This window comes from Aneurinibacillus sp. Ricciae_BoGa-3, assembly GCF_028421645.1.
Classification (GTDB): Bacteria; Bacillota; Bacilli; order Aneurinibacillales; family Aneurinibacillaceae; genus Aneurinibacillus_B.
This window is the reverse complement of the sequence record NZ_CP116887.1, coordinates 4375361-4388673: the sequence shown is the minus strand read 5'-3', so window position 1 is coordinate 4388673 and position 13313 is coordinate 4375361. Positions and strand designations below refer to the sequence as shown.

12 protein-coding genes and 2 tRNA genes are annotated in these 13313 nt (G+C 45.3%); all 14 read left to right on the top strand.

What is annotated here, in order from left to right; all coding sequences use genetic code 11:
• Nucleotides 1–58 precede the first annotated feature (58 nt).
• Nucleotides 59–1030: a UV DNA damage repair endonuclease UvsE gene (gene uvsE, locus PP175_RS22425; RefSeq protein ID WP_272440437.1), complete on the top strand. Its 972-nt coding sequence runs from the start codon at nt 59–61 to the stop codon at nt 1028–1030.
• Between the two features lie 46 nt (nt 1031–1076).
• Entirely contained in the window at nt 1077–1415 is a 339-nt protein-coding gene (locus tag PP175_RS22420; protein ID WP_272440436.1) for a toprim domain-containing protein, read from the top strand.
• Between the two features lie 19 nt (nt 1416–1434).
• Nucleotides 1435–2052, top strand: coding sequence for an NUDIX hydrolase (locus PP175_RS22415; RefSeq protein WP_272440435.1), 618 nt, complete (start codon nt 1435–1437; stop codon nt 2050–2052).
• A gap of 484 nt (nt 2053–2536) precedes the next feature.
• Nucleotides 2537–3484, top strand: coding sequence for a COX15/CtaA family protein (locus PP175_RS22410; RefSeq protein ID WP_272440434.1), 948 nt, complete (start codon nt 2537–2539; stop codon nt 3482–3484).
• Nucleotides 3485–3505: 21 nt separating this feature from the next.
• Nucleotides 3506–4432 carry a heme o synthase gene (cyoE, locus tag PP175_RS22405; RefSeq protein WP_272440433.1) on the top strand — a complete coding sequence of 309 codons (927 nt, stop codon included), beginning with the start codon at nt 3506–3508 and terminating at the stop codon, nt 4430–4432.
• Nucleotides 4433–4595: 163 nt separating this feature from the next.
• Nucleotides 4596–5528, top strand: coding sequence for a 50S ribosomal protein L11 methyltransferase (locus PP175_RS22400; protein WP_272440432.1), 933 nt, complete (start codon nt 4596–4598; stop codon nt 5526–5528).
• Between the two features lie 72 nt (nt 5529–5600).
• Nucleotides 5601–6437 carry an amino acid ABC transporter substrate-binding protein gene (locus PP175_RS22395; protein ID WP_272440431.1) on the top strand — a complete coding sequence of 279 codons (837 nt, stop codon included), beginning with the start codon at nt 5601–5603 and terminating at the stop codon, nt 6435–6437.
• A gap of 72 nt (nt 6438–6509) precedes the next feature.
• Nucleotides 6510–7133, top strand: a complete 624-nt coding sequence (locus PP175_RS22390; protein WP_272443347.1) for an amino acid ABC transporter permease — start codon at nt 6510–6512, stop codon at nt 7131–7133.
• Between the two features lie 63 nt (nt 7134–7196).
• Nucleotides 7197–7283 (top strand) — tRNA-Leu (locus PP175_RS22385).
• Nucleotides 7284–7503: 220 nt separating this feature from the next.
• Nucleotides 7504–8745, top strand: a complete 1242-nt coding sequence (locus PP175_RS22380; protein WP_272440430.1) for a PucR family transcriptional regulator — start codon at nt 7504–7506, stop codon at nt 8743–8745.
• 247 nt (nt 8746–8992) lie between these two features.
• Nucleotides 8993–10123 (top strand): alanine dehydrogenase, encoded by a 1131-nt coding sequence (ald, locus tag PP175_RS22375; protein ID WP_272440429.1) that lies wholly within the window; start codon nt 8993–8995, stop codon nt 10121–10123.
• A 323-nt stretch (nt 10124–10446) separates the two neighbouring features.
• Nucleotides 10447–11607 (top strand): glycosyltransferase family 4 protein, encoded by a 1161-nt coding sequence (locus tag PP175_RS22370; protein ID WP_272440428.1) that lies wholly within the window; start codon nt 10447–10449, stop codon nt 11605–11607.
• A gap of 24 nt (nt 11608–11631) precedes the next feature.
• The gene (locus tag PP175_RS22365) at nt 11632–12933 is read left to right on the top strand and encodes a UDP-glucose dehydrogenase family protein (RefSeq protein ID WP_272440427.1); all 1302 of its coding nucleotides are present in this window, start codon (nt 11632–11634) and stop codon (nt 12931–12933) included.
• Nucleotides 12934–13228: 295 nt separating this feature from the next.
• Nucleotides 13229–13302, top strand: a tRNA-Thr gene (locus tag PP175_RS22360).
• Nucleotides 13303–13313: the final 11 nt, after the last annotated feature.

Sequence of the window (13313 nt, the reverse complement as noted above, 5' to 3'; positions counted from 1 at the left end):
AGCGTGGAAAAAAACACGTAAGGGAACCCTAGAAGAAAAACAAAAAGGGGATGAGCTGATGGAGGTTCGGCTAGGATATGTCGCCATGAGTGTACATGTGGCAAATGCTTCTCCTTCTAAAACGATGACGGCCGCCCAGTTCGACAAGATTGGGGACAAAGAGGCAGGATTGCATAAATTGGAGCGAATCGCAGAAGAAAATATCCATAATTGCATTCGGCTGCTGTACCATAATCGAGCTTATAACATTAAATTCTTTCGCCTGTCATCCAGGTTAATCCCGCTTGTCGGACATGAATACACGCATGGTTGGAACTATATGGACGAGCTTGCGCCCCACTTTCAGAAGCTAGGGGAAGTTGCACGGGAGGACGGTGTTCGGATTGATTTTCATCCGGATCATTTTGTGCTGTTAAATTCGCCTAGAAAGCAAGTGTTTGATACTTCCCACAAGGTTCTTGAACACCACATTCGGATGCTTACAGCTATGAGCCTCTCTCCAAAGCACCGCTGTGTCATGCATGTAGGAGGTGCTTATTCGGATAAAGAAAAGGCGCTTAAGCGATTCGTGGCTAACTGGGACAAGGTATCCCCTGAAGTGCGGCAAGCCATTATGCTTGAAAATGATGATAAGGTATATACAGCCAGGGATACTCTTATGCTTTGCGAAACACTAGGCATTCCCATGGTGCTCGACATCCATCATCACCGCTGCAACCCGGGGCAAGACGCGGATATTTCTTCGCTGTTGCCGCGTATTCTTGCGACCTGGAGCCGGTCTTCTCTCCCGCCTAAAATGCATATCTCAAGCCCGCGCAGCGACAAAAACAAACGTGCGCATGCAGATTACATCCGGCCGGAAGAACTGTTTCCTTTTCTAAAGGAAATGGCCAGGATGACTGAGCGCCTCGATATTATGGTCGAAGCCAAACAAAAGGATGATGCGGTACTTAGGTTGATGGACTGGGTTAAGCGGGAAGGTGAAGTTCATGGAATTCAAGCAGTTAATGGAGGGGCTTTTACAGTATAATAAAGAAGAGGGAAGTATTATCCAGCCGGCAGTGAGGTGACCGAACGTGATTATTAATAAAGTGATAATCGTTGAAGGGAAAACCGATAAGAAAAAACTTGAAAAAATATTGGCCGAGCCAGTTGAAATCATCTGCACCCATGGAACGTTAAGCAGTAAAAAGATTGAGGACCTATACGAAAAGACGGGTGCGGAAGAAGTTTTTATCTTTGTAGACGAAGATTCATCCGGTAAGAAGCTTCGTTCTCAGCTGAAACATGAGTTTCCGAATGCACACCATTTATATACCAGGAGAAGTTATGCAGAGATAGCCCGTACACCTTATGAATATTTAGCTAAGGTGCTAAGGGATGCGTATTTTCAAATTGATGAATCTGCCATATAAAGGGGAGGGGATCCGGAAAATGATGGAGGAAATCTACAGTAAAATGAACGCAAAAGGCCGGCCGTTTAACCTGTTCGGCTTCGCCCCGCTGATGCGTGCGGCCGTCATGATTCCTCTTGTTGAAATTGATGGCAGCGTGCATGTGCTATTTGAAACGCGTGCACATACGTTAAAGAGGCAGCCAGGGGAAATTTGCTTCCCGGGCGGAAAGATTGACACGGGGGATGCCTCAGAGGAAGCCGCGGCCATTAGGGAAACGTGTGAAGAACTCGGCCTCCAGAAAGAAGACGTCGAGATTATTGAACATCTGGGCGTGCTTATCCCGCCTCATGCTTCCTCTATCTACTCTTTTGTAGGCAAAATTAAAAATTACGAAAAAATAGTCCCAAGCAAAGATGAAGTAGAAGAGATTTTTTATGTTCCGCTTGATTTTTTTCTGAAACAAGAGCCGGATACGCATTATATCCGGCTTGCCATTAATCCTGAGGAAGATTTTCCATTTGAATTGATTCCGCATGGCAAAGACTACAAATGGCGTACGGTCCGCATGCCTGAATTTTTCTATGAGTACGAAGGCCATATTATATGGGGGTTGACCGCAAGAATTTTATTGGAATTCGTCACACTGTTAAAATAACGAATTACGCTCATTGATGAACGCTAAGGAAGGGTCCGACGTCTGCGCCCTTCCTTTTTGCATGTAGAGGTTCCTACACAAAATCGACACTTTTTAATCACAATTCGACCACATATAGCAGTTGATATATAGTCTGCCTCTCGATATGCTAATTATAGCATGTACGTAGTGAAAACCTGCTGTGAAAGCTGCTACATTGACACTGTTAAGCAGCGGACACTGCGGGAGGCCACTTCGTGGTATGTATAGCATCACTAGAGATGGATATAACTGGAGAGAGAGAGTGTTTTTTTCGGAACAATTCCGTTGCCTGTAACAGGATTGAGCGATTCTCCTGATTTTCAAAGCTCCTCTAACGTTGTATAATTCTATGGGTATTCCTGTATTTTGCGTGCAGCACTATTATTACGTTATATAGTTGACACCAGGCTTTAGCTAAAGTGATGGTAATTTTTTTGGAAACTCATGAATGGGAGTGGTAGTTATGGGTTATCGTTTGCCTCTGGTAACAACAATTTCGATTTTCCTGCTCCTTCTGGCCGGTAGTCTGGTGGTTAATTTTGATGCCGGACTGGCCTGTCCGGACTGGCCTCTGTGCAACGGTAAAATCATTCCGCCTTTACAGGGGAAGGTTGTTATTGAATATTCCCACCGGATGCTGACAACTGTTGTAAGCTTATTGATTTTCGTTAATGTTTTTGTAGCATGGCGTAAACGCAAGCATAATGGACTTCCATTTAAGCTTTCGCTGGTAGCCGTTGTGCTTTTATTCCTTGTAGCTGCAAGTGGAGCTATAAATGTTATGCTAAAATTGCCTCCAGGATTTACAGCGATTGATGTAAGCGAGGGAATGCTGTTATTCGCAACCTATGTTGTGATGACTGCCGTTACGCTGGCTGATCATCTTAAGAAGCAAAACAGCTTTCATCCAGCCAAGCTGGTAAAAGCCATCTACAAACCGGCTCTCGTTGCCACTATTGCCACTTTCTTGGAAGTCGTATTAGGCACATTTTTTGAACATAGCAAGGCAGGAAAAATCTGGATAGCAGAAGAATACCGCCTCCTGAATCATGTCATCAGCTCAAAAGAAATTGCAGCTGCTGTCGGATATACCCACATGTTTACGACATTTATCGTATGTGGTACTATTCTGTATGCTTTCTTTCATTCCATTCAAAAGAAAGTGCTTAAAGGAACTTCGATTACGCTCATCGTCCTGCTTGTCCTGCAAACACTGGCTGGTTTTGCTGCGATTCTTACCAAGCTGTCGATCGTATCGGAAATGGCGCATCTTGCATTGGCTGCTTTAACGCTAGCTGGTTGTGTATTTTTGACCGCGCAGGCAAAGTTTGGGGTCGATTTGCTGGTTCATAGTCCTAAATTGAGTGTTGTACCTATTAAGAAACAGAGGACGCACCTAAAAGCTAATTAATGTTGTGGAGGTAGATAAGAAATGGGCGCTCCTGTTGATCAAACGATTGAGAATAACAATCTAATAGAAAAACCGGCCGAATTAATGAAAGCCAAAGGCACATGGCGTGATTATGTGGAGGTAACCAAGACGGGCATTACGGTTTCAAATCTGATGACCGCGTTTGTCGGTTTCTGGATTGCAACCCAGGGCCCGCTCGATATGGTAACCATGCTTCTCGCTATGATTGGTACCGCACTCGTTATTATGTCCGGTACGGCTCTAAATAACTTTATTGACCGCGATCTGGATATGCTCATGGAGCGTACGAAAACACGCGCGCTTCCTTCAGGCCGGCTTGAACCGGCTAATGTTCTGCGATTTGGGATTATTCTAGGCGTATTAGGCACCATAACGCTGGCATCGATAAATGTTCTTACAGCTGTCCTTGGTCTTGTTGCGTTATTTTTCTACGTTGTGGTGTATACGCTCTGGACAAAGCGGACGACTACGCTAAATACGCTCGTTGGCGGTATCTCCGGTGCCATGCCTCCTATAATGGGATACGCAGCGGTAAAAGGCAGCCTCGATGAAACCGCGTTAATTCTCTTTACTGTCCTGTTTATCTGGCAGGTGCCTCACTTTCTTGCACTGGCTATGCGCAAGGCGAAAGATTACAGTGCCGCCGGATTTCAGATGCTCCCGTCTGTCTCCGGATTTAAGGTAACCAAGCGTCATATTCTGAGCTATACGATAGCCCTTCTGCCGGTTTCGCTTTTCCTGTATGAAGTGGGTGCTGTCGGCATTGTTTATTTTATTGGAATGGCACTGCTCGGATTGGGTTATGTGGTCCTTAATATGAGCGGATTTTTTATGAAGGATACCATGAAGTTTGCCAGAATGTCATTCATTTACTCCTTAGTGTATATTATGATGTTTAGCATCCTGATCATTATGGACCATGCATAATCAATTTTTTAGGTGAGTTAGATAAAACTGGGCTCTGACAAGGAGTCCGGTTTTTTTGGTTTTTCCCATGTTTCTGTCAGCGATGATGAAAGCGGGATTGGTGAGAATGGGTGCTCAGATATGGGACGAAAAGTTTAGAAAAGAAACACTGGAGGAATAATAAATGGAATGGATTGAATATCATTTGACTTTTCCATCTGTAACAGATACAGAATCAGTCATGTATCTGCTAGAAGAAATGGGTTATGAAAAAAGTTGGCTTGACAGCCCGATAGAAATTGTGCAAATACCGGATGGATATGACTACGCAGTAAAGGACTCTGATGTTACCGTTGTAACCTACCAGTCCATCCAACCGGGAACAAACGCTGTAGAAACAGCTGAGCAATCGCTTATCCTTCTCAATGCAAAACTTGAACCATTTGGGATAAAGAAAGTGTCATGGCAGAAGCCGCTTCTGCAGCAGGGGGATGAATGGAAAGCGTTCTTTCAGCCTGAAGCCGTCTCAGATGAGCTGGCGCTTATACCTGCCTGGCGGAAAGAAGAAGCGGGTTCTTTTCCGCAGCGTTATCATCTGATACTGGAGCCGGGCGGCGCATTTGGCACAGGCAATCACGGCACAACCAGAAGTTGTCTGCGTTTTATTGAGCGGGTCAATCTTGCGAACAAGGAAGTGCTGGATATTGGCGCCGGCTCAGGCATTCTATCCATTTACAGTGCGATGCGCGGCGCCAAGTCGGTATTAGCGATCGATATTAATCTTTCTTCACCTTCCGAGATCGCTTATAACGCTGCGTTCAATGGTGTTGCGGATAAAATCCGGACACATGTGGGGGACGGAAATAAGCTGGCCGGTGCGGAGCAATATGATTTAATCCTTATTAATATTGGCGGGGAAGAAGCTATCCGGCATGCGGCTACATGCCGGCGCCTGATCCGTGCAGGGGGTACGCTTATTGTTTCTGGAATCGTAGAATGGGCAGAGACAGATGTTAGGCAAACATATGAAAGGTTAGGATTTGTCTACTGTGATCGACAGACGGACGATGAATGGATAACGCTGCTTTATCAGGTTAGTGAACAGCTTGACAGCTAGAATTGTTAGTACTAGTATCAATGAGTAACAAAAAACCTATCATGCTGAGGGAATAACTGGGGGTAATAGACGATGAAAAAGATATACGGATTACTTGCTGTCCTTGTTGTTTTTGCTATGGCCCTTACGGCTTGCAGCAGTTCGAACCAGAACAGCAGTGAGAATACAAACCAAGGCAGCAGCCAGAATGGCCAACAGGCCGGCGGGCAGAACTTGCTGCAGAAGATAAAAAAAGCGGGTGTTATTAACATCGGAACAGAAGGTACATACGCTCCGTATACGTTCCACGATAAATCCGGAAAGCTTACAGGCTTTGATGTAGAGCTGGCGCAGGAAGTGGCCAAGCGCATCGGCGTAAAACCTAATTTTGTTGAAACCAAGTGGGATGGCATGTTTGCCGGACTCAATGCGCAGCGATTTGATATGGTAGCGAACGAAGTGGGCATCCGCCCTGACCGCGAGCAAAAATATGACTTCTCTAAACCGTATATTTTCTCAAAGGCTGCACTTATTGTCAGCCAGAACAATAACACAATCAAAACGTTTGCTGATTTAAAAGGCAAAAAAGCTGCGCAATCACTTACAAGCAATTTTGCGGATATCGCAAAGAAAAATGGCGCAACGATTGTTCGTGCAGATGGCTTTAATGAAGCGGTAAGCCTGCTAACATCCGGCCGTGTTGATGCATCAATTAATGAGGAATATTCCTTTAAGTCCATTAAGCAGGAGAATCCAAGCACATCGATTAAAATTGTGGCCGAGCAGCCTGCAGCAGGCAGCGGATTCCTCTTTAACAAAGGAAATAAAGAACTGGTTGACGCTGCAGACAAAGCGCTGGATGAGATGAAAAAAGATGGCACATACCTGCGCATCTCTAAAAAATATTTTGGCGCAGACGTTTCCAAATAAAAGGGTTGATAACGAGTGGCGACTGACCGTATAAACCATATTATAGGTATCCTGAAAGAGTCTTTCTTTCCGATGCTGACGGCGGGGATTGAGTTCACGGTTCCCCTGACGCTTATTTCCTTTGTGTTGGGGTTAATCCTCGCTTTCCTTACGGCCCTGGCCCGCCTGTCCAACATAAAACCGCTGCGGGCGATTGCCTGGTTTTATGTATGGATTATCCGCGGTACACCGCTTCTGGTCCAGCTCTTTATCATTTTCTATGGACTGCCAAGCGTGGGAATTACAATCAATGCTTTTCCAGCTGCCGTGATTGGTTTTACGCTTAGCGTAGGGGCTTATAACTCTGAAATCATCCGGGCTGCGATTTTATCCGTCAACAGAGGGCAATGGGAAGCGGCCGCTGCGCTAGGGCTTGCGAAGGCTCAGGTTATGCGCTGGGTTATCATTCCGCAGGCCCTGCGTGTTTCTGTTCCACCGCTTGGTAATTCATTTATCAGCCTGGTTAAGGATACTTCATTGGCCGCGACCATTACGCTTACCGAATTGTTTGAAGTGGCACAGGAGAAAACCGCAACCAATTATGAGCCGCTGTGGATGTACGCGGAAGCCGCTTTTATTTACCTGATATTCAGCAGCATTCTTACAGCGTTGCAGAATCGACTGGAGACGCGGTTTGATCGGTATACAGACAGATAAATATTAGTTATTGACTATTAAAGCAGCAAGTGATATTATTATCTTGTTGCTTTAAAAACATGTGCGGGTGTGGCGGAATTGGCAGACGCGCTAGATTCAGGTTCTAGTGGTGGCAACACCGTGGGGGTTCAAGTCCCTTCATCCGCACCAATAATATCGAATTCTTCTACGTCGAGTTACCTTCTCAGTTGAATTCGAATCAGTTGTACCCGCAGGGTGCACCATTAACTTAAAAAACCATTTACTTTTAAAATGACGGTTCATCTTAAAAGTAAATGGTTTTTTTTATACGTAAGCGCAGCACCGCGCGAGCCGTCCCCAGGAGGTTGTGTGCTATACTGAAGGAAGCGGAAGTGTAGGGGGAAAAACAATGGAAAACGTCGAATTCTCGGATTTAATGGAACTGGCTGAAATGATTTCTGAGCGGCTGGATAATCCGATTACGATAGAAGATATGAATCATCGCGTGATTGCCTACAGTACGCACGGCGACATGACAGATCCAGTTAGAATGCAGACCATCATGAAGCGCAAGGTGCCGGAAGCCGTCCTCGTACGGTTCTGGAAAGAAGGGGTAATTCAGGCGCTGATGCACACGGATGAACCTGTCCGTATACCGGCTATTAAAGATGTTGGCCTGGACAACCGGGCGGCTATTTCGATTCGGCGCGGCCAGGAAGTGCTTGGCTACATATGGGTTCAGGAGGCTGTGCGCAGGATTGAGGATGCGGATCTAGACGTATTAAAGTGGGCGGCCCGTATGGCGATGCCGCGCATGATTCACCGCAAGACTCGCCACTCGCAGAATGAAGAGAAGCGGAGGGAGCTGTTCTGGCAGCTTCTTTCAAAGGGCGCAATGGATCGCCGTGAGATAGAGAAGCAGGCAGCAGATCTGCAAGTCCACCTTCCCGCTGTGATGGAAGTGCTTGTGTTTGAAGCAAAGTGTGCGGCAGATATCTGGCGGAATGTGCAAAAAGAACTGGAATATCTGTTGTCCAACCTTAATGACTTCATCCCTTTTCAATCGCTGCCGCTTTGGACGTTTGATCAGAGGCAGCTTATCGTATTAGGCGGGTTGGATAAAAAAAATGAAGGCAAGATACAGGCCATAAGCATGCAATTTATTGAGCAGCTCCTGAAACGCCTGGACCAGCGTTTTAGCGGGGAGAAACTGATGATTGCCGGCTACGGTCAGCCTGTTTACGATGTGTTGCAAGTATCCAGAAGCTATCAGCAAGCGCTTGAAGTGATCCACTTAAAACAATCCCTTTCCGATGAATTGGGTCATGTGTGCGGATACCACCAGCTTGGTGTATATCATATGTTCCCGCAAATGGCCCGCCTGAATGAACAGATGGGATACCGGAACGAGAAGCTGGAGCGGCTCATGGAATACGACCGGCAGAACAACAGCAACCTTGTGGAAACACTTGAGGCTTTCTTAGATGCAGCCGGAAGAATGAACCGAACAGTCGAAGTTCTTCATGTACACCCCAACACACTTAGCTACAGGTTAAAGCGGATTGGTGAAGTGGGGGATATCAATTTGAATGACCCGAATGACCGGGTCACGTTATTTCTCGATATTAAACTTAGCAAATACAAACCTTAGCATCCGCCTCTGTGGGCGGATGTTTTTAATTAGGCTATTTGCGGGTGCATAAAGGGATAAGTTTTCAACAATAAGGACATGGAACCGCTATTTTGTGTAAATACACAAATAACATTATACAATTTTAAACTTTGAAACAAAGAAATTATGACGAAATAAACATAAAATATTTATAAGAAAGACGTGCTAATACTGAATAGACATTATAGGTCCTTTAGGGCTTATAATAGTAGGAGGAATTATTGCGATGATCGTTGGGATTCCTAAAGAAATTAAAAATAATGAAAATCGTGTAGCTATTACGCCAGCCGGTGTTGCACAGCTTGTGCATGCTGGCCAGAAAGTTATCATTGAAACCAACGCAGGTCTTGGCAGCGGCTTTAGTGACCAGGAATATAAAGCAGAGGGTGCCAAAATTGTTGCAACCGCAAAAGAGGCCTGGTCTGCTGATATGATAATGAAAGTGAAGGAGCCGCTTGAAGAAGAGTTCCAATTTTTCCGTGAGGGGCTTGTGCTGTTTACGTATCTTCACCTTGCTCCGGAACCAGAACTGACGAAAGCCCTTATCGATAAAAAGGTCATCGCGATTGCTTATGAGACCGTGCAGCTTGATAACGGTGCGCTGCCGCTCCTTTCTCCGATGAGTGAAGTAGCAGGCCGCATGGCTGTTCAAATAGGTGCTCAATTCCTTGAAAAATTTGAAGGCGGCAAAGGCATTCTGCTCGGTGGTGTGCCAGGTGTTGAAGCTGCTAAAGTAACCGTAGTGGGTGGCGGAATTGTTGGTACAAATGCTGCAAAAATCGCACTGGGAATGGGTGCCCGCGTGACTTTGCTTGATATTAACCCCGACCGCCTACGCTACCTCGATGAGGTGTTTGGCGGGCGCGTTCAGACACTCATGTCTAACCGCTATAACATTGCCAAAGCTGTAAAAGATGCGGATCTCTTAATCGGTGCTGTGCTGATTCCCGGCGCACGCGCTCCTCGCCTTGTTACGGAAGACATGGTTAAACAAATGGAAGAAGGTTCTGTAATCGTTGACGTAGCTATTGACCAGGGTGGCTCTATTGAAACCATCGACAGAATCACCACCCACAGCGAACCGACATACGTAAAACATGGCGTTGTTCACTACGCTGTAGCCAATATGCCTGGTGCTGTAGCCCGTACATCTACGCTCGCTCTAACAAATTCTACTATGCCGTATGCCGTGCAGCTTGCAACCAAGGGTTACCTGGAAGCGGCACGCAGCAACAAAGCCCTTGCAAAAGGCTTCAACGTGATCGATGGCAAAATCACCTTTAAGGGTGTAGCGGACGCGCTTAGCTATCAATACATCGATATCAACGACGTATTAGCGGGCGGAAAAACCGTCTAGCCTAATAAAAACAGAGCCTTCACCATGTAAATTAAAAGAGATACGACTGCTAAATCCATTAGTTACACTGTTAGTTAAGGGGCTAATACCCAAGGAGATGTAAATGATCCTTTGGGTGTCAGCCCCCATTTTATTTAATAAATTTATTTGAACATTTTGGCATATATTTCTTTATGAAGCTGCTGTGAATTTTAAATGAAGAATCATTTAAGCTGATTGTAAATATTCCTTATACTTCATATAAAGTGTAATAACTTATCAGTATGTTAAAAGCGAATATTGTATAACGGAGGAGAAAAGAGGATCACAAGGAGGGTGATAAAATGCGGCTTGCGCTGTTTACGGATACTTATTACCCGCAGGTAAACGGAGTGGCCTTAACGCTGCAAAAGCTTGTCAGGCATCTTGAACACCGGAAAATTACTCATCAAGTTTTTATCCCGGACGTTACTGACCAAGATTTATTTGCAAGTAATATCCATCGTTTTGCCAGCCTCCCTTTCTTTCTATATCCGGAATGCCGTATTGCTTTTCCCAATTACTTTTCCGTTCGCAACAGTCTGCAAACATTTCAGCCTGACCTCATTCATATCGCTACCCCTTTTAACATCGGTTTATGCGGTCTGTACTATGGCAAGAAATATAAAATCCCCCATATTGCTTCCTACCACACACATTTTGAACGTTATTTGGAGTACTACCGGCTGCAAGCCGTCTCATATTGGCTATGGCGTTACATCCGCTGGTTTCATCACTCATGCGCGATGACATTGGTGCCTTCCGAAGAGACCAAGAGACATCTGCGAAGCCATGGGATTTTCAGATTGGGACTTTGGAAGCGCGGGGTTGACTGCCATCTTTTTACCCCTGCCAAAAACAATGGCCAGATACGGAAGAAATACAATATTAATGCCCGTTTACTTTGTCTGTATGTCGGCAGAATGGCTCCGGAAAAAGACCTCGATATCCTATTGGAAGTAATGAGACGAATACCCGCCCCTTTATCCGGCGACATTCACTGGCTTCTGGTTGGTGATGGGCCCCTGCTCGATAAATTACGTACCCAATTCCCCACAAACAATGTGACATTTACAGGTTACTTACAAGGAGAAGCTTTGGCCGAAGCCTACGCGGCAGCAGATTTGTTCGTTTTTCCTTCCAGTACGGAGACCTTCGGTAATGTGGTGCTTGAAGCGATGGCATCAGGAACGCCGGCCGTTGGAGCTCAAGCCGGGGGGGTGCAAGAAATCATTCAGCATAAAGTTACCGGAATGTTATGTCCGCCGCGTGATGCTCAATCATTTGCCGATGCGGTTACGGCAGCAATAAAAGATGCGGACCTTTTAAAGGAAATGAAACAACAGGCGCGCCGCTATGCCCTAACCCAGTCATGGGAAGCGATTTTCGACGAACTGCTTACCTGTTATGAGAGGGTTATTTTTCTGAGTAAATCCCCGGATGATGGAAATATAGACTCGGCCTGAGCAGAGAGAAGGGGGACTTGTCAGATGAAAGTTACTGTCATAGGAACCGGATATGTAGGTTTGGTTACGGGAGCCTGCCTGGCGAACCTGGGGCACCAGGTTATTTGCGCTGACATTTCCGTCGAAAAGATCACCACCTTGACGTCAGGCGAACTACCCATCTGGGAAATGGGACTGGATGGTCTATTAAAAGAAGCGAGAAGAAGTGAACGAATTCGCTATACAACCAACATGGATTTTGCCATTGAAGAAGCTGAAGTTTTACTCATTGCGGTTGGTACGCCATCTCAACCCGATGGAGACGCTGATTTGTCACACTTATGGTCCGTGGTACATGACCTTGCAGCTTATAATCTGACAAATAAATTACTTATCATAAAAAGTACCGTGCCGGTTGGAACTACGGATGCAATTGATGTTTTTTTACATCAGCTGTCATCCGATCATCATCCAATTGATGTGGTTCATAATCCCGAATTTCTTCGTCAAGGGAATGCCGTGCATGACTTCTTCCATCCTGACCGGATTGTTGTGGGTTGTGCCTCAGAAACGGCGCGAAATATAATGCGCACCCTTTACAACGGTGTTTCAGCCCCGTTTCACTTCTGTAACCGCTCCAGTGCAGAACTTATTAAATATGCCTCAAACGTCTTTTTGGCAATGAAAATTTCGTATATCAACATGATTGCAGACTTGGCCGAAAATCTTGGTGCAAATATTGAAGATGTCGCAAAAGGAATGGGATTAGATAAACGAATTGGAGCTTCTTTCCTCCAGGCCGGAGCGGGATACGGCGGTTCTTGCTTTCCGAAAGACATCAAAGCGCTTAAAACGCTTGGACAAAAGTGGGAATGTGAACTTCCGCTTCTTGATTCCATAGAGGCCATTAACAATGAACGACCGCGCGCTATTGTAAACAAAGCAAAAAAGTATTTGGGATCCTTAATTGGTAAAAAAATTGCTTTATTTGGTCTTACATTTAAACCGATGACGGACGACATTCGCGAAGCCTCTTCACTCGCAGTAAGTCAGTTATGTATAGCCGAAGGGGCAGATGTACACGTTTATGATCCGCTTGTTCATACGTATCCGGTGCAAGGGGTGACCGTGCATCGCGATATGTACCTGGCTGCCGATTCCTGCGATTCGCTTATCATTCTAACCGAATGGGAGGAATTCCGGGATCTTGATTGGAGTATTATCAGTAAAGCGCTTCGTTTTCCTCTTATCATTGACGGGAGAAACATGTTCTCTTGGGAGTATATGCGGCAGCATGCAAAAGAACATCATCTTATTTACCTTTCTATAGGCCGTCCTCCAATGTAAAATGGAGAGGTAGTAACGGAAATTTGGCCGGAGAATTAACCTCATTTCTTTCCGTTTAGATAAACAAGAAACTCCCCTGTAACCGCATGCTGCAGGGCATATTTCTGCTGGGCGATGTGAAACGGCAAACTCTACGTACAAAGTAGGATAGAGTTAAGGGGATAACAATCCGTTTAAATCTATCCTCTATTTTTTGTATTTTGCTTTTATTAGCATATTTTAAGCTTGTTTTTTTGAAGTTGCATATTGACACATGATTTTTTAGGGTATATAATATTTTTCGTTGATAAAAATTGCTCCTATAGTTAAACGGTATAACAGATCACTCGTAATGATCAGTTCGTGGTTCGATTCCGCGTGGGAGCACCATCCACAAACAC

Excerpts from the sequence above, each read along its gene's own strand:
- PP175_RS22365 (WP_272440427.1), top strand. The coding sequence starts at position 11,632 with ATGAAAGTTACTGTCATAGGAACCGGATATGTAGGTTTGGTTACGGGA.
- PP175_RS22390 (WP_272443347.1), top strand. The coding sequence starts at position 6,510 with ATGCTGACGGCGGGGATTGAGTTCACGGTTCCCCTGACGCTTATTTCC.
- PP175_RS22415 (WP_272440435.1), top strand. The coding sequence starts at position 1,435 with ATGATGGAGGAAATCTACAGTAAAATGAACGCAAAAGGCCGGCCGTTT.
- PP175_RS22370 (WP_272440428.1), top strand. The coding sequence starts at position 10,447 with ATGCGGCTTGCGCTGTTTACGGATACTTATTACCCGCAGGTAAACGGA.
- PP175_RS22380 (WP_272440430.1), top strand. The coding sequence starts at position 7,504 with ATGGAAAACGTCGAATTCTCGGATTTAATGGAACTGGCTGAAATGATT.
- uvsE (WP_272440437.1), top strand. The coding sequence starts at position 59 with ATGGAGGTTCGGCTAGGATATGTCGCCATGAGTGTACATGTGGCAAAT.
- cyoE (WP_272440433.1), top strand. The coding sequence starts at position 3,506 with ATGGGCGCTCCTGTTGATCAAACGATTGAGAATAACAATCTAATAGAA.
- PP175_RS22400 (WP_272440432.1), top strand. The coding sequence starts at position 4,596 with ATGGAATGGATTGAATATCATTTGACTTTTCCATCTGTAACAGATACA.
- PP175_RS22410 (WP_272440434.1), top strand. The coding sequence starts at position 2,537 with ATGGGTTATCGTTTGCCTCTGGTAACAACAATTTCGATTTTCCTGCTC.
- ald (WP_272440429.1), top strand. The coding sequence starts at position 8,993 with ATGATCGTTGGGATTCCTAAAGAAATTAAAAATAATGAAAATCGTGTA.
- PP175_RS22395 (WP_272440431.1), top strand. The coding sequence starts at position 5,601 with ATGAAAAAGATATACGGATTACTTGCTGTCCTTGTTGTTTTTGCTATG.